This is a genomic window from Rhizobium sp. R86522, from assembly GCF_042466255.1.
Classification (GTDB): domain Bacteria; phylum Pseudomonadota; class Alphaproteobacteria; order Rhizobiales; family Rhizobiaceae; genus Allorhizobium.
This window is the reverse complement of sequence record NZ_JAXHBX010000001.1, coordinates 4,223,812-4,248,819: the sequence shown is the minus strand read 5'-3', so window position 1 is coordinate 4,248,819 and position 25,008 is coordinate 4,223,812. Positions and strand designations below refer to the sequence as shown.

Annotated in this window: 23 protein-coding genes; 8 read left to right on the top strand and 15 right to left on the bottom strand. The window is 61.9% G+C overall.

The genetic code is table 11. From position 1 onward, the window contains the following. Nucleotides 1-15 precede the first annotated feature (15 nt). Nucleotides 16-441, bottom strand: coding sequence for an Lrp/AsnC family transcriptional regulator (locus SJY08_RS20515; RefSeq protein WP_006724498.1), 426 nt, complete (start codon nt 439-441; stop codon nt 16-18). Between the two features lie 122 nt (nt 442-563). On the opposite strand from SJY08_RS20515, the gene rocF reads away from it, so the two are divergent. The 4 genes from rocF (at nt 564) to SJY08_RS20495 (ending at nt 4,969) form a co-directional block, all read left to right on the top strand. Next, complete coding sequence (gene rocF, locus SJY08_RS20510) at nt 564-1,499, top strand: arginase (RefSeq protein ID WP_054149867.1); 936 nt, start codon at nt 564-566, stop codon at nt 1,497-1,499. A gap of 235 nt (nt 1,500-1,734) precedes the next feature. Beyond that, nucleotides 1,735-3,519 (top strand): methyl-accepting chemotaxis protein, encoded by a 1,785-nt coding sequence (locus tag SJY08_RS20505; protein WP_377277934.1) that lies wholly within the window; start codon nt 1,735-1,737, stop codon nt 3,517-3,519. After that, a complete protein-coding gene (locus SJY08_RS20500; protein ID WP_006724495.1) occupies nt 3,519-3,995 on the top strand; it encodes a chemotaxis protein CheW in 477 nt (158 codons plus the stop codon). Before SJY08_RS20505 ends, SJY08_RS20500 begins: the two co-directional genes overlap by 1 nt. Nucleotides 3,996-4,123: 128 nt before the next feature. After that, nucleotides 4,124-4,969 (top strand): asparaginase domain-containing protein, encoded by an 846-nt coding sequence (locus tag SJY08_RS20495; RefSeq protein WP_377277932.1) that lies wholly within the window; start codon nt 4,124-4,126, stop codon nt 4,967-4,969. Nucleotides 4,970-4,987: 18 nt separating this feature from the next. Here SJY08_RS20495 and SJY08_RS20490 read toward each other — a convergent pair whose 3' ends face one another. From SJY08_RS20490 to SJY08_RS20455, 8 genes are all read right to left on the bottom strand, one after another. Further along, nucleotides 4,988-5,332, bottom strand: coding sequence for a formate dehydrogenase subunit delta (locus tag SJY08_RS20490; protein WP_054149864.1), 345 nt, complete (start codon nt 5,330-5,332; stop codon nt 4,988-4,990). After that, a complete protein-coding gene (fdhD, locus tag SJY08_RS20485; protein WP_377277929.1) occupies nt 5,325-6,155 on the bottom strand; it encodes a formate dehydrogenase accessory sulfurtransferase FdhD in 831 nt (276 codons plus the stop codon). Before fdhD ends, SJY08_RS20490 begins: the two co-directional genes overlap by 8 nt. Further along, nucleotides 6,152-9,034 (bottom strand): formate dehydrogenase subunit alpha, encoded by a 2,883-nt coding sequence (gene fdhF / locus SJY08_RS20480; RefSeq protein ID WP_377277927.1) that lies wholly within the window; start codon nt 9,032-9,034, stop codon nt 6,152-6,154. The genes fdhD and fdhF overlap by 4 nt, the downstream gene beginning before the upstream one ends. 222 nt (nt 9,035-9,256) lie before the next feature. Next, nucleotides 9,257-10,813, bottom strand: a complete 1,557-nt coding sequence (locus SJY08_RS20475) for a formate dehydrogenase beta subunit (RefSeq protein WP_377277925.1) — start codon at nt 10,811-10,813, stop codon at nt 9,257-9,259. Further along, a complete protein-coding gene (locus SJY08_RS20470) occupies nt 10,810-11,289 on the bottom strand; it encodes a formate dehydrogenase subunit gamma (protein WP_377277923.1) in 480 nt (159 codons plus the stop codon). The genes SJY08_RS20475 and SJY08_RS20470 overlap by 4 nt, the downstream gene beginning before the upstream one ends. Before the next feature lie 66 nt (nt 11,290-11,355). Continuing rightward, nucleotides 11,356-12,294, bottom strand: coding sequence for a LysR family transcriptional regulator (locus tag SJY08_RS20465; RefSeq protein WP_377277921.1), 939 nt, complete (start codon nt 12,292-12,294; stop codon nt 11,356-11,358). Between the two features lie 28 nt (nt 12,295-12,322). After that, nucleotides 12,323-12,688 (bottom strand): helix-turn-helix transcriptional regulator, encoded by a 366-nt coding sequence (locus SJY08_RS20460; RefSeq protein WP_054147618.1) that lies wholly within the window; start codon nt 12,686-12,688, stop codon nt 12,323-12,325. A gap of 86 nt (nt 12,689-12,774) precedes the next feature. Continuing rightward, complete coding sequence (locus SJY08_RS20455; protein ID WP_069042890.1) at nt 12,775-13,707, bottom strand: L-lactate dehydrogenase; 933 nt, start codon at nt 13,705-13,707, stop codon at nt 12,775-12,777. A 168-nt stretch (nt 13,708-13,875) separates the two neighbouring features. Between SJY08_RS20455 and SJY08_RS20450 the strand changes: the two genes are divergently transcribed. The 4 genes from SJY08_RS20450 to SJY08_RS20435 all read left to right on the top strand — a co-directional run bounded on the left by SJY08_RS20450 (nt 13,876) and on the right by SJY08_RS20435 (nt 19,217). After that, nucleotides 13,876-14,802 (top strand): LysR substrate-binding domain-containing protein, encoded by a 927-nt coding sequence (locus SJY08_RS20450; protein WP_377277918.1) that lies wholly within the window; start codon nt 13,876-13,878, stop codon nt 14,800-14,802. Between the two features lie 101 nt (nt 14,803-14,903). After that, on the top strand, nt 14,904-16,328 hold the full coding sequence (gene aldA / locus SJY08_RS20445) for an aldehyde dehydrogenase (protein ID WP_377277916.1): 1,425 nt from the start codon (nt 14,904-14,906) through the stop codon (nt 16,326-16,328). Between the two features lie 42 nt (nt 16,329-16,370). Continuing rightward, nucleotides 16,371-17,588, top strand: coding sequence for a mandelate racemase/muconate lactonizing enzyme family protein (locus tag SJY08_RS20440; protein WP_377277914.1), 1,218 nt, complete (start codon nt 16,371-16,373; stop codon nt 17,586-17,588). 9 nt (nt 17,589-17,597) lie between these two features. Next, the gene (locus tag SJY08_RS20435) at nt 17,598-19,217 is read left to right on the top strand and encodes a GMC family oxidoreductase (protein ID WP_377277912.1); all 1,620 of its coding nucleotides are present in this window, start codon (nt 17,598-17,600) and stop codon (nt 19,215-19,217) included. A 66-nt stretch (nt 19,218-19,283) separates the two neighbouring features. On the opposite strand, the gene SJY08_RS20430 is transcribed toward SJY08_RS20435, so the two are convergent. From SJY08_RS20430 to SJY08_RS20405, 6 genes are all read right to left on the bottom strand, one after another. Next, entirely contained in the window at nt 19,284-19,691 is a 408-nt protein-coding gene (locus SJY08_RS20430) for a F0F1 ATP synthase subunit epsilon (RefSeq protein WP_148166079.1), read from the bottom strand. Between the two features lie 69 nt (nt 19,692-19,760). Beyond that, entirely contained in the window at nt 19,761-21,224 is a 1,464-nt protein-coding gene (gene atpD / locus SJY08_RS20425) for a F0F1 ATP synthase subunit beta (protein ID WP_377277910.1), read from the bottom strand. Nucleotides 21,225-21,248: 24 nt separating this feature from the next. Next, complete coding sequence (locus SJY08_RS20420) at nt 21,249-22,127, bottom strand: F0F1 ATP synthase subunit gamma (protein ID WP_006724479.1); 879 nt, start codon at nt 22,125-22,127, stop codon at nt 21,249-21,251. A gap of 29 nt (nt 22,128-22,156) precedes the next feature. After that, entirely contained in the window at nt 22,157-23,686 is a 1,530-nt protein-coding gene (atpA, locus tag SJY08_RS20415; RefSeq protein WP_006724478.1) for a F0F1 ATP synthase subunit alpha, read from the bottom strand. Continuing rightward, nucleotides 23,686-24,252: a F0F1 ATP synthase subunit delta gene (locus tag SJY08_RS20410; protein ID WP_377277907.1), complete on the bottom strand. Its 567-nt coding sequence runs from the start codon at nt 24,250-24,252 to the stop codon at nt 23,686-23,688. Before SJY08_RS20410 ends, atpA begins: the two co-directional genes overlap by 1 nt. A gap of 263 nt (nt 24,253-24,515) precedes the next feature. After that, nucleotides 24,516-24,899, bottom strand: coding sequence for a DUF4345 domain-containing protein (locus tag SJY08_RS20405; RefSeq protein ID WP_153763197.1), 384 nt, complete (start codon nt 24,897-24,899; stop codon nt 24,516-24,518). Nucleotides 24,900-25,008: the final 109 nt, after the last annotated feature.

Genomic DNA, 25,008 nt, shown 5'->3' with positions numbered 1-25,008 from the left:
CGCCGGTCGAAACGGTCAGGCGACCTTGCTGGTCTTCAGGAGAATGTTGGTTTCGGTGAAGTTGATCCCCTCGATCAGCCGGATCCGTCTGAGCGTTTCGTCGAAACTCGCGAGATCCCGCTCCTCCAGCTCGGCAATGAAGTCCCACTTGCCGTTCGTGCTGTGCAGGGAACGCACCTGGGGCATGCCGCGCAGCTGATGGGCCACCCGGTCGTGAAACTTCCCGACCACCTCAATCATGATGATCGCCCTGACACCGCTGGGCTGGATCTCGCTGCCGGTCAGGATGGTGAAGGCCGCGATCGTTCCGTTCGCCACCAGCCGGTCGATACGGGCCGAAATCGTCGCGCGCGAGGCCCCCGTCATCGCCGCAAGCGAAGCGACGGGCAGGCGGGCGTTCTGGCGTAATGCGCCGAGGATCGTGCGATCGAGGTCGTCCATTTTACAAACTGTCACATGATGGTTGCGATCTGCGCAAACTATAGCGCTTTGTGACGAAGTTCCACCTTTTTGAGAACGTCGCTTTGCCCGATCATGCGGGTCAATAAAGAGAAGGACGAGACATGGCCATGCAACAGAAGACTGTCGCCCTCATCGGGGTACCGCTCGAGGAAGGATCGGGCCGCGGCGGGTGTGCCATGGGGCCTGCAGCCTATCGCATTGCCGGGATCGGTCCGGCCATGCGTGACCTCGGCTATACGGTCGAGGATCGCGGCGATCTTCGGCCGGAGCCGGCATCGGATCTAGCGGACATGCCGCGTGCCAAGAACCTGCCTGTCGTCGGAGCCTTCACCCGCGCAATCGAGACTGCCACCTACGAGGCGGCAGCCGGCGGTGCCGTCCCGATCCTGCTCGGCGGTGACCACAGCCTCTCCATGGGCAGCGTTTCCGGCATGGCGCGTTATGCAAGTGTGGTGGGTCGACCGCTCTACGTGCTCTGGCTGGATGCCCATTCGGACTTCAATGCGCCCGAAACCTCCCCGTCGGGTAATATCCACGGCATGCCCGTCGCGTTCTTCTGCGGCAAGGCTGAATTTGCCCCGATCCTTCCGAGCGAGCGGCCATTCGTCGATCCACGGCATGTCTACCAGGTTGGCATCCGTTCGGTCGACGAGGAGGAACGCCGGCTGATCTCGGAGAATGCCGTCAATGTCTATGACATGCGCGCCATTGACGAAGAGGGGATGGGCAGCATCGTCAAACGTATCCTGGCCGATGTCCGCGAGGCCAACGCGCTGCTGCATGTCAGCCTCGACGTCGACTTCCTCGATCCCGACGTTGCACCCGGCGTCGGCACCACGGTTCCGGGGGGCGCGACCTTCCGCGAGGCGCATCTGATCATGGAACTCTTGCACGACAGCGGGCTTGTCTCATCCCTCGACCTCGTCGAGCTCAACCCGTTTCTCGATGACCGAGGCCGCAGCGCCCGCGTCATGGTGGAACTGGCTGCGAGCCTCTTCGGCCGCCGCATTCTGGACCGTCCGACCCGTGGCGGATGACTCCCACCAGCCACGCATTTAACATTATAGCATTATAATATGCGCATTTTTCGATTCAAGATTGCCTTTTGTCAATTCAGAACCCCCAAATTCTGAGGGTAAATGACCGAATTTCGCTCACTGACACATCAGAAAATCGTTGAACATTGACGATTGCTTAAACCCACAAGGCTAATATTCACATAGGAGCACTGGTCAGCGGTGCATGCAGGGATCCTTGGTAGGGGGAATACAGATGGGATTGATAGCGTTGCCTGGAGCGGAGTCAAAAGCGATCCTTGAGTCATTGGGAAGGTCGCAGGCGGTCATCGAGTTCAAGCTCGACGGTACGATCATCACGGCGAACGAAAATTTCTGTCGGGCGCTCGGCTATAGCCTTGAAGAGATCAAGGGCAAGCACCACCGCATCTTCTGTGATCCTGCCTACACCGCCACCGCTGGCTACCAAGAATTCTGGGCGATGCTCAATTCCGGGAAATTCGAGAGCCGCGAATACAAGCGCTTGAAGAAGGACGGCAGCGAGATCTGGATCCAGGCTTCCTATAATCCGGTCTTCAGGAACGGCAAGCTGTGGAAGATCGTCAAGTTCGCCAGCGACATCACGGCGGCAAAGCAGAAGAGTGCGGAAGACTCCGGCAAGCTCGAAGCGATCTCCCGTGTCCAGGCGACGATCGAATTCACGCCCGCGGGCGAGATCCTGACAGCCAACGAGAATTTCCTCTCGACCCTCGGCTATACGCTCGGCGAAATCGCCGGCAAGCACCATTCCATGTTCTGCGAACAGGACTACACCCGCACGGAGGCCTATCGGGACTTCTGGAAGAAGCTCGCCTCAGGCCAGTTCTTCTCGCAGGAGTTCAAGCGCATCGGCAAAGGCGGCAAAGAGGTCTGGATCCAGGCCTCCTACAACCCGCTCTTCGACGCCAGCGGCCGCGTTTTCAAGGTGGTGAAGTACGCGACAGACATTACCGGTCGCGTCAACGCCGTCGACGCGACGGCAAAGGGACTTTCCGCTCTTGCGAACGGCGACCTGACGGCCCGCATCGACACACCATTCCCACCGGAACTTGAGCAGGTTCGCCTTGACTTGAACGCTGCAATCGAGCGCATGCGGGCAGCGCTGCAGACGGTCAACTCCAATACCGACGCGATTGCTTCAGGTTCGGAAGAAATCCGGGCAGCATCCGACAATCTCGCCAAACGCACCGAACAGCAGGCGGCAGCGGTCGAGGAAACGGCAGCAGCCCTGGAACAGATCACGCAGACCGTCGCCGACAGCTCCAAGCGCGCCAACGAAGCCGGTCAGCTTGTCGCCCGGACCAAGGAAGGCGCAGAGAAGTCTGGGCTTGTGGTCAAGAACGCCATCGAGGCAATGGGCCAGATCGAAAACTCCTCCAAGGAGATTTCGAATATCATCGGTGTTATCGACGATATCGCCTTCCAGACCAATCTTCTCGCGCTCAATGCAGGCGTCGAAGCGGCTCGCGCTGGTGAAGCCGGCAAGGGCTTCGCCGTCGTCGCCCAGGAAGTTCGCGAACTGGCGCAGCGCTCGGCAACCGCTGCGAAGGAAATCAAGGCGCTGATCAACACATCGTCCGATCAGGTCAAGGCCGGCGTGCAACTGGTCGGTGAGACCGGTAAGGCGCTCGAGCAGATCGTCATTGAGGTCAAGGACATCAACACCAACGTCGTAGCGATCGTCGAAGCCTCGCGCGAACAGTCGACCGGCCTGTCGGAGATCAACAAGGCGGTCAACGCCATGGACCAGAACACCCAGCAGAATGCCGCCATGGTCGAAGAATCGACCGCTGCGAGCCACAGCCTCGCAAAACAGGCGGCATCCCTGCGCGAACTGGTGTCACAGTTTAGAATTGGGCAACACTCTTCGCATAAAGTCATGGAAGCGCGTCCCGATGCTTCACCTGTGGCATCACCGGCACGCAAACTCATGGCGAGTGTCGCTCGCGCCGCAGGTGGCGCAGCCGCTGCCAAGGTACAGGAAGGTTGGGAAGATTTCTAATGGCAACTATCAGCTCCACCAGCTTCGGCAGTGAGACCCTCGAGATCATCGCCTTCCGGCTTCATGATCAGGAGTTCTGCGTCAAGACGACCACGATCCGCGAAATCCGCGGCTGGGCACCCTCGACTCCGATCCCCCATGCGCCGGCCGATGTCATCGGTGTCATGAACCTGCGCGGCTCGGTCATCCCGATCATCGACCTCGCCTACAAGCTGGGCATGAAGAGCACGGTTGCCAACGAGCGTTCGGCGATCGTCGTCGCCGAAGTCCACAACATGGTCATCGGCATGCTGGTCGACCGCGTTTCGGACATCCTGACCATCCCGTCGAGCCAGGTTCAGCCGGTTCCGGAAGTTTCCGCTTCCTTCGACAAGACCTTCTCTGAAGGCATCATTGCCAACGAGAACGGCATGATCTGCTTCCTGAACCTCGCCAAGATGTTCAAGGGTAGCGACCTGGAAGATCTGGCCGCCTGATCACGGCGACAGTTGACTGATTTTGAAGGGGCAGCGCTGTCAGGCGCTGCCTTTTCGCGTTCCAGGACCCGGTTGATCTCCACTTCGCACTGCCCTACCAGACGGCAACGAATCTGGGAGGCGAGACAATGAAACTGCTGCTGATCCACACGGGTGGAACGATCGGGATGGCCGAGACGCCGGAAGGGCTGGCACCCCTCAAGGGGCTCGTGGAAGAAGCGATTGCGGCACGCCTGCCCGCCGGCGCGGTTTTGACCGCTGACGTCTTCGATCCCTTGCTCGACAGCGCCGATGTGGGTCCTGCCCACTGGAACCGAATGCTGGAAACGATCCGCCGCCATCCGGATGCAGCCGTGATCATCACCCACGGCACCGACACCATGGCCTTTTCCGGTGCAGCGCTGAGCCAGGCTCTGGCGGGGGAGAACCGCCGCGTGATCCTCTGCGGCTCCATGCTGCCACTCGGGCATCAGGGCGATGCCGAGAGCAATCTCGATCTCGCGATCTCGGCTACGGCAAGCAAAGAGCCCGGCGTTTTCCTTGCCTTCGCCGGCAAACTTCTCGCGGCTGACGGCCTGGTGAAACATGACAGCCACGAAGCGGATGCGTTTCGCGCGCAGCCGCAGGCGACACCCGACGTGCCGCAGCGTCGGACTTTTGAGGACCGAAAGCTCGCGATCCTGACGCTCTCCCCAGGAATTCCGGCAGAAGCTGTGAAGGCGATGCTAGAAAGACTGGACGGTGCGGTGCTGCGTATTTTCGGCGCCGGCACAGCGATGAACGATACCGTCCTGCTGTCGGTGCTCGCCGAAGCAGTGAAGAGTGGAAAGCGGCTGCGGGCGGTGAGCCAGTGCGAGGCAGGCGGCCTGTCACCCGGCGCCTATGCGGCCGGGACCGGCCTCTGGAGCACGGGTATCGAAAACGGCGGCACCGAGACGCCGGAAGCAGCACTCATCCATCTCTGGCTAAACTGACGGCACTTCCGTCTGGGCTCAGGGCGTCGTCTCCGGGATGCTGGGCTCCGACAGCGACTCGCCTGCGGCTACCCCTTTGCCGAAGGGTGCACCAACAGCAGCCTCCTGACCAAGACCGACGGCGGTGGCATCAGACGCGCCGGGGCGCTTGATGCTGCTGGCGGCCTCGACCACCAGCGGCAGAAAACCGGCATCGGGGACCGCCACCAACTCATGGAAGCGGCGGCGCATGCGGACCTCCCAGAACTTGTTGATATGCGTAGCCACCCCCTCCGCACGCACCTCTTCCGGCTGCGACAGGAAAAAGGTGGCGATCTGGTTCGCCATGCGGATCAGCTTGGCGTCGGTGCCGGTTTCAGACATGCAGCGGTACTCCCTCGGCCACCCGGTCGGGCCGGGTGAAAATCTCGAAATCCTCGTCGCGGGCAATGCCGATCAAGGTAATGCCGGCCTGCGCAGCCGTGCGAATGGCAAGCGCTGTCGGCGCGGAAATGGCAATCAGCACGGGCGCACCGAGCGCTGCCGTCTTCTGCACCATTTCGACCGAAAGCCGGCTGGTGACCAGCACCGCACCCTGGGCTGGTCTCCAACCGCCGATGACGACGGCACCCACCAGCTTGTCCAACGCATTGTGGCGGCCGACATCCTCACGGATCGCGACAAGCCCTTGCCTCAGGCTGTAGAAGCCAGCAGCGTGCACGGCGCGTGTCTGGCGGTTCAGATCCTGCCGCGCCGTCAGCTGCGCCATGGCCTGGGAAACGTCCCTGGCAGTCAGACTGAAACCCTCGGCAGCAACCGGCTTTACCGCACGGCTCGCCTGCTCGATCAACTCGATGCCGCAAAGCCCGCAACCGACAGGCCCGGCCATGCGCCGACGTCGCGCGATCAGCGCTTCCGCCGTCATCTCCTTCAGAGTCACCTGGACATCGATGCCCTCGCCCGCCTCGATGGCGTCAATGGCAAGCACATCCTCGGCCCCCTCGATGATACCCTCGGCGAGGGAAAAGCCGACAGCGAAATCCTCGAGATCATCGGGCGTGGCCATCATCACCGCATGGGTGGATCCGGCATAGGAAAAGGCGATCGGCACCTCCTCGGGCACAAGCCGGCTGCTGGCCGAGACGCGCCCGTGGGTCGCCTTCAGCCCGCCGACGAGGCGCGCCGTGGAGCCGATCAGATCACTCATTCCGCCGCTTCCAGCTTGCCGACGATCCGCCGCGACTGGCGCGACAGTTCTTCATATTCTTCCTGCCACTCGGTCGGGCCGTTCGACGGCGAGACCTGCACGGCGGTCACCTTGTATTCCGGGCAATTGGTCGCCCAGTCGGAGAAGTCGGTCGTGATGACATTGGCCTGCGTATTTGGGTGATGGAAGGTCGTGTAGACCACGCCCGGGGCTACGCGATCGGTGATCAGTGCGCGCAACGTGGTGTCGCCGGAACGGCTGGCAAGCTTGATCCAGTCGCCATCCTTGACGCCGCGCTGTTCGGCATCATGCGGATGGATCTCCAGCCGATCTTCCTCATGCCAGACACTGTTTTCCGTGCGCCGCGTCTGCGCCCCGACATTGTATTGCGAGAGAACGCGACCGGTGGTCAAAAGCAGCGGGAAGCGCGGGCCGGTGCGCTCGTCCGTTGGCACATATTCCGTGCGGATGAACTTGCCCTTGCCGCGCACGAAACCGTCGACATGCATGATCGGCGATCCCACAGGAAATTTCTCGTTGCAGGGCCACTGCACCGAACCCATCTTCTCCAGATAGTCGTAGGAGACGCCGGCAAAGCTCGGGGTCGTCGCCGCAATCTCATCCATGATCTCAGACGGATGCGTGTAATTCCAGGCAAGGCCCATGGCCTGGGCAAGCTTCTGCGTCACTTCCCAGTCGGCATAGCCATTCTTCGGGGTCATCACCTTGCGCACGCGGTTGATACGGCGCTCGGCATTGGTGAAGGTCCCGTCCTTTTCGAGGAAGGTCGAGCCCGGCAGGAAGACATGTGCGTAATTGGCCGTCTCGTTGAGGAAGAGATCGTGCACGACGACGCATTCCATGGCAGCGAGTCCTGCCGAGACGTGCTTGGTATCCGGATCGGACTGCAGGATGTCCTCGCCCTGGATATAGATGCCCTTGAATGTGCCATCGACGGCAGCATCGAGCATGTTGGGGATGCGCAGGCCCGGCTCGTTGCTGAGCTCGACACCCCAGAGCTTTTCAAAGGTCTCGCGCGTCGCATCGTCGGACACGTGGCGATAGCCGGGAAGCTCATGCGGGAAGGAGCCCATGTCGCAGGAGCCCTGGACATTGTTCTGGCCACGCAGCGGGTTCACGCCGACACCGGGGCGCCCGATATTGCCGGTGACCATGGCGAGGTTCGCGATCGCCATGACGGTGGTCGAGCCCTGGCTGTGTTCGGTGACGCCGAGGCCGTAATAGATCGCGCCATTACCGCCGGTGGCGAGGAGCCGCGCGGCACCGCGAAGCTCGGCGGCGGGCACCCCCGTGAACTTCTCGGTCTCCTCCGGAGAATGCGCCGGCTCGGAGACGAAGGCGGCCCAATCTTCGAACTCCGACCAGTCGCAGCGCTCGCGGATGAAGCGCTCGTCGAACAGGCCTTCGGTGACGATGACATGGGCGAGTGCCGTCAGCACGGCGACATTGGTGCCTGGCTTCAGCGGCAGATGGTAAGCCGCTTCCACATGCGGGGTGCGCACGAGATCGATGCGGCGCGGGTCGATGACGATCAGCTTGGCACCCTGCCGGAGCCGCTTCTTCAGCCGCGAGCCGAAGACCGGGTGGCCATCGGTCGGATTGGCACCGATGACGACGACGACGTCGGAATGCTCGACCGAATTGAAGTTCTGCGTACCGGCAGACGTGCCGAAGGCCTGGCCGAGGCCGTAGCCGGTCGGCGAGTGGCAGACGCGGGCGCAAGTATCGACATTGTTGTTGCCGAACCCGGCGCGGATCAGCTTCTGGACCAGATAGGTTTCTTCATTGGTGCAGCGCGACGAGGTGATGCCGCCGATGGCTTCCCGGCCATATTGGTACTGGATCCGGCGGAATTCGGCGGCGACATGCGCATAGGCCTCTTCCCAGGTCACTTCGCGCCAGGGATCGGTGATCTTCTCGCGGACCATCGGATTGAGGATGCGGTCCTTGTGGCTGGCATAGCCATAGGCGAAGCGGCCCTTGACGCAGGAATGGCCGCGATTGGCCTGGCCATCCTTCCAAGGTACCATGCGCACCAGCTCTTCGCCGCGCATCTCCGCCTTGAACGAACAGCCGACCCCGCAATAGGCGCAGGTGGTGACGGCCGAATGCTCCGGCTGGCCGATGGCAATGACGGACTTTTCCGTCAGCGTCGCGGTCGGGCAGGCCTGCACGCAAGCGCCGCAGGAGACACATTCCGACGAAAGAAACGCTTCATGCGCGCCGGGTGACACGCGACTGTCAAAGCCACGGCCTTCGATGGTCAGCGCAAACGTACCCTGCACCTCTTCGCAGGCCCGCACGCAGCGCGAACAGACGATGCATTTGGAAGGATCATAAGTGAAATAGGGATTGCTCTCGTCCTTCGGCATCCACTGGGCATTGATCCCGCCCTCGACGGACCGCGCCTTCACATGATTTTCGCCCTCATAGCCGTAGCGCACATCGCGCAGACCCACGGCACCGGCCATGTCCTGCAGCTCGCAGTCGCCATTGGCCGCGCAGGTCAGGCAGTCCAGCGGATGGTCGGAGATGTAGAGCTCCATCACGCCCTTGCGGATGGCCTTCAGGCGCTCCGTCTGGGTGTGGACGACGATGCCGGGTGCCACGGGCGTGGTGCAGGAGGCGGGCGTGCCGTTGCGGCCTTCCACCTCGATCAGACAGAGGCGGCAGGAGCCGAAGGCATCGACCATGTCAGTCGCGCAGAGCTTCGGCACCTGAATGCCGGCCTCCATCGAGGCGCGCATGATAGACGTGCCCTCGGGCACCGTGATTTCGCGTCCGTCGATGGTGAGCGTCACCAGTTTTTCCGAGCGCGAGGCGGGCGTGCCGTAGTCGATTTCAGGAACGAGGGGCATGGAGGGCCTCCTGGAGAGCGTGCATGACGTGATGACAATGACGGGCAGAGCGCAGGCGGGACCTCTTCTCCCCAGCGGGGAGAAGGTGGCGCGTAGCGCCGGATGAGGGGGTAAGCGTCAGCGCAAGCGGCCCCCTCATCGCCTCACTGCGTTCGGCACTTCTCCCCGCTGGGGAGAAGAGGGAGCCAGATCCGGCAGCCTCGCGAGTTTCTCGAAGACAACTCATTCCGCAGCCTCCACCACAGGCGCCCGCGCAAAATCCTGCGGGAAATGCGTCATCGCACTCATGACCGGATAGGGCGTGAAACCACCCAGCGCACAAAGCGAACCGAATTTCATGGTGTTGCAGAGATCCTCCAGCAGCACCTTGTTCTTCTCCGGCTCGATCCCGCGCGCGATCTTGTCGACCGTCTCGACGCCGCGCGTCGAGCCGATGCGGCAGGGCGTGCACTTGCCGCAGCTTTCGACGGCACAGAATTCCATGGCAAAGCGCGCCTGTTTCAGCATGTCGGCCGTATCGTCGAAGACCACGACACCGGCATGGCCGATCAGGCCACCGGCAGCGGTGAAGGCCTCATAGTCGAACATCGTGTCGAACAGCGAAGGCGGGAAATAGGCGCCGAGCGGCCCGCCCACCTGCACCGCCTTGACCGGACGACCCGAAATCGTTCCACCGCCGATCTCGTTGATCAACTGGCCGAGCGGCAGACCGAAGGCGGTCTCATAGAGGCCGCCATGCTTGAGATTGCCGGCGAGCTGGATCGGGATCGTGCCATGCGAACGGCCAACGCCGAAGTCGCGGTAGAACTGCGCACCGCGATCCATGATGACCGGGATAGAGGCAAGCGACATGACGTTGTTGACGACCGTCGGCTTGCCGAACAGGCCCTGAAGTGCCGGCAGCGGTGGCTTGGCGCGTACCACGCCGCGCTTGCCCTCAAGGCTGTTCAGCAGCGAGGTTTCCTCGCCGCAGACATAGGCGCCGGCGCCCATGCGCACTTCCATGTCGAAGGCGTAAGGTGAGCCCATGACCGAGGCGCCGAGGATGCCCGCAGCCCTCGCAATCTCGATTGCCTCTTCCATCATGGCAATCGCATGCGGGTATTCGGAGCGGGTATAGACATAGCCCTTGGTGGCGCCGACCGCGATCCCGGCAATCGCCATGCCTTCGATCAGCACGAAGGGATCACCCTCCATGATCATCCGGTCGGCGAAGGTGCCGCTATCGCCCTCGTCGGCATTGCAGACGATGTATTTCTGATCGGCCTTCGCGTCCGCGACCGTCTTCCACTTGATGCCGGTCGGGAAGCCTGCACCGCCACGACCGCGCAGGCCGCTGTCGGTGACCTGTTTGACGATCTCGGCCGGCGCCATGGCGATGGCATTGGCAAGACCCTTGAGACCCTGATAGTGGCGGTAGTCATCGAGCGACAGCGGATCGGTAACGCCGCAGCGGGCGAAGGTGAGCCGCGTCTGGCCCTTGAGAAAGGGAATGTCCTGGGTCAGGCCATGGCCGAGGGGATGTTCGCCGCCATCAAGGAAGCCGGCGTCGAAGAGGGAAGGCACATCGGAGGCCTTGACCGGACCATAGGCGACGCGGCCCTTGTCGGTGCGAACCTCGACCAGCACCTCCAGCCACAGCATGCCACGCGAGCCATTGCGGACGATGGTGATTTCCTGGCCGCGCGCCCTGGCTTCACGCTCGATGGCAGCCGCCACCTTGTCGGCACCGACAGCAAGCGCTGCCGCATCGCGGGGGACGAAGACGGTAACGCTCATGAGCGCACCTCCGCCAGAATTTCGCCAAGACAGTGCTCGTCGAGACGGGCATGCAGCGCACCGTCGAGCATCGCAGCCGGCGCCTGGGCGCAGAGGCCGAGACAGAAGACTGGTTCGAGAGTGACGGCACCATCAGGCGTCGTCTCGTGCCAGTCGATGCCGAGCTTGGCCTTGATCTTCTCCGCCAGAGGCTCGCAGCCCATAGACTGGCAAGCCTCGGCGCGACAGAGTTTTAAGACATGCCGCCCGGCCGGTTGGGCGCGGAAATCGTGGTAGAAGGTGATGACACCATGCACCTCGGCGCGCGAAAGATTCAGCGCGCTGGCGATGATCTGCTTGGCGATCTCAGGGATGTAGCCGAATTCCTCCTGCACACGGTGCAGGATCGGCAGCATCGGGCCCTCCAGATGCTGCAACTCGGCGATCACAGCCGAAATGCGGGCGGAGACGTCGTCCGCAGCCACACGAATATTCATCGAAAGCCTCCTCGCCCGCCGAGCTCTGGCAGGTTCGTTTATCGGAAGATGATGATGGGTCGGATGTCAGGAGGTCAATACGGCGCTTCCGTCGCTCGATAGAAGATTTCTATCGAAGGCATTCCCGGCCGCCAGCAAGCGTGCCTCATGCAGCAGCCCGGAGACCAAAGGAGTAAAAGGCTCGCGGTGGGTAGCGACCAGCCCCACCAGATGCTCGGCCTCGGGTGCGGTGATCGGGATCATCCGGATCTCCTCGCCGAAACCGAAGGACTCAGCGACGTTCTTCGGCATGATCGACGCCCATTTGCCGGTGCGAATATGGGAGAACAGCACGATCATCGAATTGGATTCGAGCGTCGGCTTCGGCGTCACCCCGGCCTCTGCCATGTGCTGGTTGATGATCCGGCGGTTCTGCATGTCGGCGGTCAGAAGACAGAGCCTGAGATCGGCCACCTCGCTCCAGGTGATGCTGTCACGATCGGAAAGCGGGGTGCCGACCGCGGTGATCAGATGATAGCGCTCGGAATAGAGCGGTACGCTGGTGACGCGCCCCAAGGGCTCGTTGTCGAGATAAGTGATACCCGCATCGATCTCGAGATTTTCGAGCAGGCTTAACACCTGCAGCGAGGTGCGCGACACGACGGAAAAAGTCACGTCCGGATGACGGGCCTGAAAGGGTTCGGTGAGCTTCTGCACCATGGCAAGCGCAGTGGGAATGACCGCGAGCCGGATATGCCCCGCCAGGCCCCGCCGAGCCGCCCGCATCTCCTCGCGCATCGTGCGGGTATCGCCAACGATGCGCCGGGCCCATTCGAGCACCCGCTGGCCTTCCGGGGTGAGGCCGAGAAAGCGCGAGCCGCGCTGCACCAACATCACGCCGAGCTGCTCTTCGAGTTGCCGGATGCCGGCCGACAGTGTCGGCTGCGTCACGCCGCATTCCTCGGCGGCGCGGCCGAAATGCTGCTGGCGGGCAAGCGCGATGAAGAATTCCAGCTTGTCGATCATGCACCGCCCCTTCGATGCCCTCTCGGGCTTACGCCTCGCTGAGCGCCGCCGCCTGGCTGATCGTGACGGGTGTCGGGCCGCAATACATCTTGTAGAGCACGGAGATCAGTTCGGCGAGTTGTGGATCGGCGATCCGATAGTAGATCTGGCGTCCTTCGCGGCGGGTCTGGACGACCTTCTCGCCTCTGAGCCGCGCGAGTTGCTGGGAAACGACGGCCTGCTGGATGCCAAGGAACTGTTCGATTTCGGTGACCGTCTTCTCGCCCTGGCAGAGCATGCAGAGCATCAACAGACGCGTCTCGTGCGATAGCGCCTTTAAAAGCCCGCTGGCGGCGCGCGCCTTGAGCAGGAAATCATCGAGAGCCTCAGGGGTGAGTGGCGGCGTTTCGTTCATCAAGTGATCCAGAAATCGGGGCGCAGTATCTGATCGTCACGGCGCTTCTGCGCCTGCATATCCTGGCATTATATAGGCAGTTCCCCCTATAAAGGAATGGCGTCGGCTCGTTCCTTCAAAAGCGACGCGCTGCGGTTCAAGGCCGCATACTCCTCGTCGTCGAGATCGGGAAAAAGATCGACGACGACACCTTCTGCGCCAACCACGCGCGGGATCGATAGGGCGACATCCCGAATGCCCGCCACTTCCGGCGTTGCAATGGAAACGGACAGCACGTCGCGCTGATCACGGGCGATCGCCTTGACGATGCGGGCAAGGCCCGCGCCGATGCCGTAATAGGTGGAGCCCTTGCCGTTGATGATCTTGTAGGCAGCGTTGCGCACACCGTCGTCGATCTGCGCGCGCACGTCCTCGGTCAGCGGCGAGCCGACCTGGGCGGCGAAAGAGGACAAAGAGACGGAGCCTGCACGGGCACTCGTCCAGGCGAGAACCTCGCTGTCACCATGTTCGCCGAGCACATAGGCATGCACCGATTGCGGGGAAATCCCGAGATGGCGGCCGACGAGACTGCGGAAACGCGCGGTGTCGAGAATGGTGCCCGAACCGATCACCCGGCGCGGATCGATGCCGGAAAGCCGTGTGGTGATCTGGGTCATGATATCGACAGGGTTGGAGGCGATCAGCAGGATCGCATCCGGTGCGACCGGCAACACCTCGGCAAGAACGGAACGGAAAACCGCAGCATTACGCTCCAGAAGCTCGAGGCGTGTTTCGCCGGGTTTCTGGCTCACACCGGCGGAGAGGATGACCACACCCGCGCCCTCAAGATCCCGATACTGTCCGGCATTAACGATGGTCGAGGACATGAACGGAACCGCATGGGCAATGTCTTCCGCCTGCGCGATGGCGAGTGCCTCATTGCGATCGATGAGCACGATCTCGCTGGCAAGCCCCATCAGCGCCAGCGCATAACCCGCCGAGCTGCCGACCATTCCCGCACCCACGATACCGACCTTCATGCCGATTCCCCCGAAAGCATAAAATTCTGGATCCTTATCTCATCGGTCACCCGACACTTTCAATCAGCTATACCGGAAAGCATGACACATTCGCGTCAAAACTGCATGGCGCAGGCCTGTGGCCTCTGATTTAATCATCAAAGGCTCATAGGAGCATCACGAGGGATCATGAGACGACTGCCGGCGCTATCCGCGATGAAGGTATTTGAGGTGGTCGGTCAGACCCGCAGCTTCACGCGTGCAGCGGAATTGCTGAACCTCACCCAGAGCGCCGTCAGCCGTCAGGTGCGCAATCTCGAGGAGCAGCTCGGCGAGCCCCTTGTCATCCGCAGGCACCATCACCTGGAACTGACGCCGTCCGGTACAGAATTGCTCGCCTCGCTGCAGCAGGCTTTCCACACGGTGGAGATGACGGTCCGCAATATTCGCGAGAAGAGCAACAAGCGCCGTCTGCGGATCAACGTGCCGCCGACATTCGCCAAACGCTGGCTGATGCCACGCCTGACAAGCCTGCGAGCCATCCTGCCCGACGTCGATCTGAGCATCACCACAGACCTCGAAGACAATCTTTCCGAAAGGGGGATGCTCGACTGCTCCATCCGCTTCGGCGATGGGGAATGGCCAAGCCTCAAGTCGGAACGCCTGTTTACCGAACGGCATATTGCCGTCTGCGCTCCCGACCTTTTGGCGGACTTGCGCGATGGGGATGCCATCGACCTTTCCCACTTCACATTCCTCCATGTTCTGGCCTCCGCCGACCAGCGTTATCTCACCTGGCAGCGCTGGCTCGACGCGGCCGGCATGACGGAAACCGACACGCAGGGCGGACTGGAATTCGATCTTCTCGACCTCGTCATCGAAGCCGCATGCAATGGACTGGGCGTTGCAGTGGCGGACCGCTCAATGGTGGCGCCCCTGATGCAGACGGGTGCCCTCACCCAGGTTCTGGACGTCGAAGTCGAGGGGCATGAGTCCTACTGGCTTGTGACTCGAACCGACAGCGCACAATCCCCGCATGTCGGAGCGTTCAGACGCTGGCTGAGCCAGGAAATCGACGGAAGCTCCGTGGCCCTGCTGAGGCAAGCGAGCGCTTGAAACATTCCTTTTTGGAATGCTCAACCCGACAATAAGTCGCTTGCGAAGCAGCAGGCTCGACTTCCTACTTGGGCAGACTGTCCGTTGTCGGAGTGCCTGCCATGTCTACCTTCCAGAACTTCATTGCCGGATCGTTTCGCGAGACGGGGCCACGCCAGACGATCGAGGTGAAGAACCCCGCCAATGGTCGGGTCTTTGCGTCGGTCACCTCGGCGACCGAAGCCGATGTCATCGAGGCGGCGGACGCTGCCGCTGTTGCCCAGAAACCCTGGGGCCGCCTGCCGGCCATCGAGCGCGGCAATGCACTCCGCCGGCTCGCCGATGCCATCGAGCGCCATCAGCAAAAGATCGGCGCAGCACTGGCGCAGGAATCCGGCAAGAGCCTTGACGATGCCGTGGCCGAAACCGGCTACGGTGTTGAGCTGATGCGCTACCATGCCGAATGGGCGCGCCGCGTCGAGGGCGAGGTGATCGAGAGCGATACGCCGGATGAAACGCTGATGCTGAAGCGTGCACCGATCGGCGTCGTCGCCTGCCTGATCCCCTTCAACTTCCCGATCTACACGCTCGTCCGCAAGATCGCGCCGGCTCTGATCACCGGCAATGCCGTGGTCGTGCGCCCGAGCAACAACACGCCGACATCGGCCTTCGTCTTCGCCGAAGCGATCAAGGAAGCAGACCTTCCCGCAGGCCTCGTCAGCATCATGGCCATGAGCCACGAGGTGGCCCAGGTGATGGCGACGCGCCGTGAGGTCGGCATGATCACCCTGACCGGCAGCGTTGCCGCCGGTCAGACGGTTCTGGAATACTGCAAGGCCAACATCGCCAAGCCCTCACTGGAACTCGGCGGCAAGACGCCTGTCATCATCGAGCCGGATGCCGATCTCGACGTGGTGACGAAAAGCGTGCTGGCCGCCAAGACGGCCCATTGCGGCCAGGTCTGCACCTCCGTCGAGCGGCTTTACGTGCATGCCTCCGTGCATGGCACGCTTCTAGTCAAGCTCAAGGACGCCTTCGAACGCCGCCACTATGGCGACCGCGCCGAGGACCCGACCCGCATGGGACCGCTTGCCAATGCCGCAGCCCGCCTGCGTGTCCATCACATGGTCGAACGGGCCAAGGCCGATGGCGCGGTGATCGAGACGGGTGGCTTCCTGCCCGCAGGCGACGGCTATTTCTATCCGCCGACACTGCTCTCCGACTGCCGCCAGGACATGGAGATCGTCCAGGAGGAAGTCTTCGGCCCGGTGCTCGCGGTCATCCCCTATACCGATTTCGACGCGGCATTGGACATGGCAAGCGACCACCAGTTCGGCCTCGCATCCGTCGTCTTCACCGAGAACTACCGCAAGGTGATGAAGGCCGCGAACGAGATCGAGGCAGGTGAACTCTATATCAACCGCTTCCCGGCCGATCCCTACCAGGGCTACCACGCCGGCTGGAAGCGCTCCGGCCTTGGCGGTGACGACGGCAAACACGGCATGCTGGAATTCTCCCAGACTCGCCTCGTCATCCTCAAGCACTGATCGCCGATTAGCCGGCTCAAGAATTCTTCATCGGGGGCATCCATGAAAGTCGCTTCGCTCAAGACACATGTTGTCGCAACGCCCGCGCCGCATATCGGCGGCATGTACTGGATCTTCGTTGAGCTAGAGACGGCCTGCGGCATCACGGGCGTCGGTGAGATCTATTCGACCGCCTTTCATCCGTCCGGCATCGCCGTGCTGGTCGAAGACGTCTTCACCCGCTATCTCGAGGGCCATGCCCCTCACCAGATCGAACGCTTCTGGCGCGCGGCCTATTCAAGTGGTTTTACCCAGCGACCCGACCCGACCATGGTCGGCATTATCTCGGGCCTTGAAATCGCCTGCTGGGACATCATCGGCAAGGCGGCGGGACGACCGGTGGCCGATCTGCTCGGCGGCACGGTGCACGAGAAGCTGCGCGCTTACACCTATCTCTATCCGAAGAATTCAGCCGGGGAGTATGACTACAACGATCCGGATCTCGCCGCCGAAGAGGCGATCCGCATGGTCGAAGCTGGTTTCACCGGGCTGAAATTCGATCCGGCAGGCCCCTACACCAATTATTCCGGTCATCAGCTGTCGCTGCCGGTCATGGACCGCTGCGAAGAGTTTTGCCAGAAGATCCGCGATGCCATCGGCAATCGCGCAGATATTCTCTTCGGCACCCATGGCCAGATGGTCCCCTCTTCCGCCATTCGGCTGGCCAAACGGTTGGAGAAATACGATCCACTGTGGTTCGAGGAGCCTGTGCCGCCGGGCCAAGAGGCCGCGATGGCGGAAGTCGCCCGCGCGACCTCCATTCCCGTGTCGACGGGCGAGCGCCTGACGACGAAATACGAATTCCAGAGGGTATTGCAGCTTGGCTCTGCCTCCATCCTGCAGATGAATGTCGCTCGCGTCGGCGGCTTGCTGGAGGCGAAGAAGATCGCCGGGATGGCCGAGTCCTTTTATGCGCAGATCGCGCCGCATCTCTACAACGGCCCGGTCGGAGCGGCGGCGTCGATCCAGCTTGCGGTAACCTGCCCGAACTTCCTCATCCATGAGGCGATCATGGATTTCGGCGGCTTCCACGCCGAGGTGCTGAAGACAAAGCTCGGCTTCGACGACGGCTACCTCATCCCCTCGCGCGAGCCGGGTCTCGGCATCGAGTTGAACCACGAGGTCATCGCGAGGCACACGCCCTATACCGGCGACCGGCTGCATCTGCAGATGGCAGCGGAGCATGCAGACGTGAAAGCCTTCGCACCGGCCAAGGGCTGAGGATATCCCATGATCTTCGATTTCATCGTGGTCGGTGCAGGCTCGGCAGGCTGCATCGTGGCCAGCCGCCTGAGCGAAAGCGGCCGCCATTCGGTGCTGCTCATCGAGGCCGGTGGCGAGGACAAGTCCTTCTGGTTCAAGATCCCGGTCGGTTACGCCAAGAGCTACTACAATCCCAAGGTCAACTGGATGTACCGCACGGAGCCGGAGGCAAACCTCGGCGGTCGGCGCATTTATGCTCCGCGCGGCAAGGTGCAGGGCGGCTCCGGCTCGATCAATGCGATGGTTTTCGTGCGGGGTGCGGCAGAGGATTTCGACGACTGGCGGGCCGCCGGCAATCCCGGCTGGGGCTTCGATGACGTGCTGCCTTTCTTCCGGAAGCTGGAAACCCATGCCCGTGGCGAAAGCCGCTGGCATGGCGGAAGCGGCCCGATCCATGTGACACCGATGCGTGGCGCCACGCATCCGGTGAGTGACGCGTTCCTCGATGCCTGTAACGAGCTCGACATCCCGCTCAACGAGGATTTCAACGGCGAGACGCTTGAAGGGGCCGGCGTCTACGACGTCAATACAAGGCGCGGCCAGCGTTCGCATTCCAGCGCCGAATATCTGCGCCCGGCGCTCAAACGATCAAACCTGACGATCGAGCGCGAGGCCCATGCAAGGCGTCTGCTAGTCGAGACGGACGGCAGGGTGTCGGGCATCGAGGTCATGCAGCATGGCCGGCTGCGTAGCTTCAGCGCCCGCCGCGAGGTGATCCTGGCGGCAGGGGCCGTCGACACACCGAAGCTGATGCAGCTTTCAGGTTTCGGCGATGGAGCAACGCTGTTTGCCCAGGGCATCGAGACGCGCAAACATCTGCCGGCCGTCGGGCGGAACCTCCAGGACCATCTCTGCGCCAGTTTCTACTACCGTTCGAAACAGCCGACGCTGAACGGCGATTTCGCCAGCCTGATCGGCCAGGCGCGCTTCGGCCTGATGTGGCTGTTGAAGCGCAGCGGTCCCTTTGCGATGAGCGTCAACCAGGCCGGCGGCTTCTTCCGAGGATCGCCGGATGAGGCGCGGCCCAATATCCAGGTCTATTTCAACCCGCTCTCCTATCGCATTCCGGACAACCCGCGCGCGGGCCTAACACCGGAGCCCTATCCGGGCTTTCTGATCGCCTTCAACGCCTGCCGTCCGACAAGCAAGGGGACCGTGACCATCGCCTCGCCAGACGCATCGGAAGCGCCGCTGATTCGACCAAACTATCTCTCGACCGATCGCGATATAGAGGAAGTCTTGCAAGGGAGCCGTCTGATGCGCCGCATCGCGGACGCGCGGGCGCTCGATGGTTGGGTGGAGGAGGAAGTGTCGCCCTCCAAGGCTGCCGATACCGATGACAAGCTGCTCGACTACTTCAGGCTCAACAGCGGCTCGATCTACCACTTGTGCGGCACCTGCGCGATGGGAACAGATCCACACGAGACTGTGGTGGATACCCGCCTCAGTGTCCATGGTGTCCAGGGCCTGCGCATCGTCGACGCCTCTATCTTCCCCAACATTACCGCCGGCAATATCAACGCTCCGACCATGATGGTCGCGGAGAAGGGTGCGGCCATGATCCTGGAAGACGCTGTCTCCGCCTGACATCAGGGCATGAAAAAAGCCGGGCGCAAGGCCCGGCTTCGATCTTTGTCAGCTGTCAGCAGCCGATCAGGCGGCGACGAGAACGCCGTTCAGGTTGGTGAGCTCGGCGAGATACTGCTCAAGCTTAGTGCGATGCTCGTGATGCTCGACACCTTCCAGTTCCTTGCGGGCCTCGTCGATGCGCTTGGTCAGCGTGTCGGGCGAGATTTCCGAAAGCGGAACGGCGGATTCGGCAAGCAGTGTGCAGCCGGTCGGCAGGACGTCGGCGAAACCACCGAAGACCACATACTTGGACACCTGACCGGAAGCGAGCTTCACAGTCACGACGCCCGGCTTGATGGTCGTCATGGTCGGCGCATGATTGGCCATGACGGTCATTTCGCCTTCCGTTGCCGGAATGACGACTTCGATCACCTGTTCGGAGAGCAGAAGACGCTCGGGCGAAACGAGCTCAAAGTTGAAATTGTCGGCCATGGTCGTTCACTTCTCTGATGAAGGATGGAGCGGCACGCGGGTCATCCCGCGTGCCGGGAGTCCCTGTACTTAGGCAGCTTCGGCAGCCAGGCGCTTGGCCTTCTCAATGGCTTCGTCGATCGAGCCGACCATGTAGAAGGCTGCTTCCGGCAGGTGGTCGTAGTCGCCGTTGACCAGGCCCTTGAAGCCCTTGATCGTATCTTCGAGTGCCACCAGCTTGCCCGGCGAACCGGTGAAGATTTCAGCAACGAAGAACGGCTGCGACAGGAAGCGCTCGATCTTACGGGCGCGGGCAACCGTCATCTTGTCCTCTTCGGACAGTTCGTCCATGCCGAGGATGGCGATGATGTCCTGAAGCGACTTGTAGCGCTGCAGCGTCGTCTGAACCTTACGAGCGATCTCGTAGTGCTCTTCGCCAACAACCAGCGGGTCGAGCATGCGCGAGGTCGAGTCGAGCGGGTCAACGGCCGGGTAGATACCCTTTTCGGCGATCGAGCGCGACAGAACCGTCGTTGCGTCCAGGTGGGCGAACGAAGTGGCCGGAGCCGGGTCGGTCAAGTCGTCGGCGGGAACGTAAATGGCCTGAACCGAGGTGATCGACCCCTTGGTCGTGGTGGTGATGCGTTCCTGCATCTGACCCATGTCGGTAGCAAGCGTCGGCTGATAACCAACGGCCGACGGGATACGGCCGAGCAGAGCCGACACTTCGGAACCTGCCTGGGTGAAGCGGAAGATGTTGTCGACGAAGAACAGAACGTCCTGGCCCTTGTCGCGGAAGTCTTCAGCGATCGTCAGACCGGTGAGAGCAACGCGAGCGCGGGCGCCCGGCGGTTCGTTCATCTGGCCGTATACGAGCGCAGCCTTGGAGCCTTCGCCGCCGCCGTGCTTGTTAACGCCGGACTCGATCATCTCGTGGTAAAGGTCGTTGCCTTCGCGGGTACGTTCACCCACGCCTGCAAACACGGAGTAACCGCCGTGTGCCTTCGCAACGTTGTTGATCAGTTCCATGATCAGAACGGTCTTGCCAACGCCGGCGCCGCCGAACAGGCCGATCTTGCCGCCCTTGGCGTAAGGTGCGAGCAGGTCGACGACCTTGATGCCGGTGACGAGGATCTGCGATTCCGTCGACTGTTCGACGTAAGCAGGCGCTTCCTGGTGGATCGAACGACGGCCTTCGGTTACGAGCGGACCGGCTTCGTCAACCGGCTCGCCGATGACGTTCATGATGCGGCCGAGCGTTTCCGGACCAACCGGAACGGTGATCGGAGCGCCCGTGTCGCTGACCGGCTGGCCGCGGACGAGACCTTCAGTCGAGTCCATGGCGATCGTGCGGACCTGGTTTTCGCCGAGGTGCTGCGCGACTTCGAGAACGAGGCGGTTGCCGCCGTTATCGGTTTCCAGCGCATTCAGGATCGGGGGCAGTTCGCCTTCGAATGCGACGTCGACGACGGCGCCGATGACCTGCGTAACCTTGCCGAGAGCACCAGCTGCGGACTTCACCGCCTTAGACTTGGGGGTAGCTGCCTTAGCCATGTATCTTACCCTCTTTCCTTAACCTCAGAGCGCTTCCGCGCCCGAAATGATTTCAATGAGTTCCTTGGTGATCTGTGCCTGACGCTGACGGTTGTAGGAAAGTGTCAGCTTGTTGATCATCTCACCGGCATTGCGTGTCGCATTGTCCATGGCGCTCATCTTGGCGCCCATTTCACCCGCGACGTTTTCGAGCAGGGCCCGGAAAATCTGAACCGAGATATTGCGCGGGATGAGATCTTCGAGAATCCCGGCCGCGTCCGGCTCGTATTCGTAGAGTGCCGATGCACCACCCTGCGGAGCAGCCTCGGCCGGAGCGGCCGGGATGATCTGCTGGGCGGTCGGGATCTGGCTGATCACCGACTTGAACTCGGAATAGAACAGCGTGCAGACATCGAATTCGCCGCGGTCGAACATGCCGATGACCTTGCGACCGATGGCATCCGCATTGGTGAAGCCGACACGCTTCACTTCGCGCAGATCCGTACGTTCGACGATCAGGCCGGCGAACTCGCGGCGCAGGCTGTCGTAGCCCTTCTTGCCGACGCAGAAAATCTTGACCGTCTTGCCCTGAGCCAGGAGCTTGCGCGCATGGTCACGGGCGAAACGGGCGATCGACGAGTTGAAACCGCCGCACAGACCACGCTCGGCAGTGCAGACGACGAGCAGATGCACGTCGTCCTTGCCGGTGCCGGTCATCAGGCGGGGTGCGCTGTCGTCCGAACCCACGGCTTGCGCGATGTTGGCCAGGACGACACCCATGCGCTGCGAGTACGGGCGAGCAGCCTCGGCCGCTTCCTGCGCACGACGCAGCTTCGCCGCGGCGACCATTTTCATCGCCTTGGTGATCTTCTGCGTCGCCTTGACGGAGGCGATCCGGTTTTTCAGATCCTTTAGTGAAGGCATCCGTTATCCGTCCTTGGCTTGAGCCTGAATTAGGCGAAGTTCTTCGCGAAGCTATCGAGGGCGGCCTTGAGCTTGCCCTTGGTGTCGTCGCTGATCGCCTTGTCGGTGCGGATCGCGTCCAGGATCGCCTTGCCTTCCGAGTGGAGGTAGGAGAGGAGACCCTGTTCGAACTTGCCAACCTGGTTGACCGGAACCTTATCGAGGTAGCCGTTCACGCCAGCGAAGATCACAGCAACCTGCTCTTCCGTCTTGAGCGGAGAGAACTGAGCCTGCTTCAGGAGTTCCGTCAGACGGGCACCACGGTTCAGCAGGCGCTGGGTGGCGGCGTCGAGGTCGGAACCGAACTGGGCGAAGGCGGCCATTTCGCGATACTGGGCGAGCTCACCCTTGATCGAGCCGGCAACCTGCTTCATCGCCTTGATCTGCGCGGCAGAACCAACGCGCGAAACCGACAGACCGACGTTAACGGCCGGACGAATGCCCTGATAGAACAGGTCGGTTTCAAGGAAGATCTGACCGTCGGTGATCGAGATAACGTTGGTCGGAATGAAGGCCGAAACGTCGTTACCCTGGGTTTCGATAACCGGCAGAGCGGTCAGCGAGCCGGCACCGGCAGCGTCGCCCATCTTGGCAGCGCGCTCGAGCAGACGGGAGTGGAGATAGAAAACGTCGCCCGGGTAAGCTTCGCGGCCCGGAGGGCGACGCAGCAGGAGCGACATCTGACGGTAGGCAACGGCCTGCTTCGACAGGTCGTCGTAAGCGATCAGGGCGTGCTGGCCGTTGTCACGGAAGTATTCGCCCATGGCGCAGCCGGCGAACGGTGCGAGATACTGCATCGGAGCCGGGTCCGAAGCGGTGGCGGCGATGATGATCGAGTACTGGAGGGCGCCGCGCTCTTCGAGGATCTTGACGAACTGGGCGACGGTCGAACGCTTCTGGCCAACAGCGACGTAGACGCAGTAGAGCTTGTCGTTATCAGGGCCATTGTCGTGGATCGGCTTCTGGTTCAGGAAGGTGTCCAGAATGATCGCGGTCTTGCCGGTCTGACGGTCACCGATGACGAGCTCGCGCTGGCCACGGCCAACCGGGATGAGGGCGTCGATGGCCTTGAGGCCGGTCGACATCGGCTCATGAACCGACTTGCGCGGGATGATGCCCGGAGCCTTCACGTCGACGCGCGAACGGCGGGTCGCGTTGATCGGGCCCTTGCCGTCGATCGGGTTGCCGAGAGCGTCAACGACGCGGCCGAGCAGTTCCGGACCAACCGGAACGTCTACGATGGCGCCGGTCCGCTTGACGATGTCGCCTTCCTTGATGCCGCGGTCGGCACCGAAGATAACCACACCGACGTTGTCGGCTTCGAGGTTGAGCGCCATGCCGCGGATGCCGCCCGGGAACTCGACCATTTCGCCGGCCTGAACGTTGTCGAGGCCGTAGACGCGGGCGATACCGTCACCGACGGACAGAACCTGGCCAACTTCAGAGACTTCTGCCTCTTTGCCGAAGTTCTTGATTTGATCTTTAAGAATTGCGGAAATTTCCGCGGCGCGGATATCCATCAGCCAACCTCTTTCAGTGCAAGCTTAAGGGTGGAAAGTTTGGCGCGAAGGGACGTGTCGATCTGGCGGGAGCCGATCTTGACGATCAGGCCGCCGAGCAAAGACGGATCGACCGTGACGGAGATCGAAACTTCCTTGCCGGTAACGCCCTTCAGCGCCGCTTTCAGTTCGGTTTCCTGCTCTGCCGAAAGGGCATGAGCAGACGTGACGTCAGCCGTCATCTCACCCTTGTGACGGGCGAGGATCTGGCGATAGGCAGCCACCATGCCGGGAACGGCAAACAGGCGACGATTGCTTGCAACGACCTTCAGGAAGTTCAACACCAGCGCGTTGAAACCGGCCTTTTCGCCGATCGCGCTGATAGCCTTGACCTGGTCTTCGGCCGTGAAGACGGGCGACTGTACCAGGCGCTTCAGATCGGCGCTTTCGTCGATCATCGCCTGGAAACGGTTGAGATCGGCGGCGACGGCGTCAAGCACGCCGGCTTCGAGCGCAAGCTCGAAAAGCGACGATGCGTAACGCTCCGCCACGCCTGAAATCACTTGGGATGCGTCTGCCACGGGCAAAAAATTCCCTGATCTTGATCCAGGGGGCCGGACACCTCGATTGAGGCCTCTCAAGCTCCTGATATCGTTTTGTTTTTCCCCAAAAACACAAGCATGCTGCACTTGCGTTTTCCGAATTTCGCGGTTCGTCTAGCATAGCAGGTCTAGACTCGCAACACGCGTATTAACGGTTTGATCCTTCAGAGCAAGGCCTTGGAGCTTTTTTTGTCCGAAACTGCGTCAAATTGACGAGATATCGGCTGAGCCCGTTCGAAAAGCGAAGATCAAGTCAGACCAAAGACATAGGCGAGGGTGAGGGAAGCGATGACCGCCTGCACAACCAGGAGGAGAAGGTTGCGCCAGGTGCTGCCCTGGTCGGACATGATGGACAGGACCCGGGCGAAGGCCGAAAGCCCGACGGCGGCGCCGAAAGCCAAGTAGACGGTCGGCTGGGCAAGCAGCAGCGCGGTCCCGGCAAAGCCGACGATCAAGCCGCCGATCGATCGCGCGGCTCCGAGCCCTTCCGGGCGGCCTTCTGCTGGAACAAGCGCAAGCGCCTTCAGGGTGAGGCCTGGGGCAAAGAGCACAAAGCATCCGATGAGCGCTGCGACAGAAGCCGCAAGAAAGGCGAGCTGCTCGCCGAGTTCGATGGGAAAGTAGAATTCCATGGATCAACCCGCTTGGAAACAAACCGCGCGGCTTATGCCACGAAACGCGCGGCTGCGGTATGGCTCCGAGCCCTAATTCGCAGGTGATGCGACGCAATCTTTCCCGATC

Bases quoted from the DNA above. Each gene is read 5' to 3' on its own strand.
- SJY08_RS20515 (WP_006724498.1), bottom strand. From the start codon at position 441: ATGGACGACCTCGATCGCACGATCCTCGGCGCATTACGCCAGAACGCC.
- rocF (WP_054149867.1), top strand. From the start codon at position 564: ATGGCCATGCAACAGAAGACTGTCGCCCTCATCGGGGTACCGCTCGAG.
- SJY08_RS20505 (WP_377277934.1), top strand. From the start codon at position 1,735: ATGGGATTGATAGCGTTGCCTGGAGCGGAGTCAAAAGCGATCCTTGAG.
- SJY08_RS20500 (WP_006724495.1), top strand. From the start codon at position 3,519: ATGGCAACTATCAGCTCCACCAGCTTCGGCAGTGAGACCCTCGAGATC.
- SJY08_RS20495 (WP_377277932.1), top strand. From the start codon at position 4,124: ATGAAACTGCTGCTGATCCACACGGGTGGAACGATCGGGATGGCCGAG.
- SJY08_RS20490 (WP_054149864.1), bottom strand. From the start codon at position 5,332: ATGTCTGAAACCGGCACCGACGCCAAGCTGATCCGCATGGCGAACCAG.
- fdhD (WP_377277929.1), bottom strand. From the start codon at position 6,155: ATGAGTGATCTGATCGGCTCCACGGCGCGCCTCGTCGGCGGGCTGAAG.
- fdhF (WP_377277927.1), bottom strand. From the start codon at position 9,034: ATGCCCCTCGTTCCTGAAATCGACTACGGCACGCCCGCCTCGCGCTCG.
- SJY08_RS20475 (WP_377277925.1), bottom strand. From the start codon at position 10,813: ATGAGCGTTACCGTCTTCGTCCCCCGCGATGCGGCAGCGCTTGCTGTC.
- SJY08_RS20470 (WP_377277923.1), bottom strand. From the start codon at position 11,289: ATGAATATTCGTGTGGCTGCGGACGACGTCTCCGCCCGCATTTCGGCT.
- SJY08_RS20465 (WP_377277921.1), bottom strand. From the start codon at position 12,294: ATGATCGACAAGCTGGAATTCTTCATCGCGCTTGCCCGCCAGCAGCAT.
- SJY08_RS20460 (WP_054147618.1), bottom strand. From the start codon at position 12,688: ATGAACGAAACGCCGCCACTCACCCCTGAGGCTCTCGATGATTTCCTG.
- SJY08_RS20455 (WP_069042890.1), bottom strand. From the start codon at position 13,707: ATGAAGGTCGGTATCGTGGGTGCGGGAATGGTCGGCAGCTCGGCGGGT.
- SJY08_RS20450 (WP_377277918.1), top strand. From the start codon at position 13,876: ATGAGACGACTGCCGGCGCTATCCGCGATGAAGGTATTTGAGGTGGTC.
- aldA (WP_377277916.1), top strand. From the start codon at position 14,904: ATGTCTACCTTCCAGAACTTCATTGCCGGATCGTTTCGCGAGACGGGG.
- SJY08_RS20440 (WP_377277914.1), top strand. From the start codon at position 16,371: ATGAAAGTCGCTTCGCTCAAGACACATGTTGTCGCAACGCCCGCGCCG.
- SJY08_RS20435 (WP_377277912.1), top strand. From the start codon at position 17,598: ATGATCTTCGATTTCATCGTGGTCGGTGCAGGCTCGGCAGGCTGCATC.
- SJY08_RS20430 (WP_148166079.1), bottom strand. From the start codon at position 19,691: ATGGCCGACAATTTCAACTTTGAGCTCGTTTCGCCCGAGCGTCTTCTG.
- atpD (WP_377277910.1), bottom strand. From the start codon at position 21,224: ATGGCTAAGGCAGCTACCCCCAAGTCTAAGGCGGTGAAGTCCGCAGCT.
- SJY08_RS20420 (WP_006724479.1), bottom strand. From the start codon at position 22,127: ATGCCTTCACTAAAGGATCTGAAAAACCGGATCGCCTCCGTCAAGGCG.
- atpA (WP_006724478.1), bottom strand. From the start codon at position 23,686: ATGGATATCCGCGCCGCGGAAATTTCCGCAATTCTTAAAGATCAAATC.
- SJY08_RS20405 (WP_153763197.1), bottom strand. From the start codon at position 24,899: ATGGAATTCTACTTTCCCATCGAACTCGGCGAGCAGCTCGCCTTTCTT.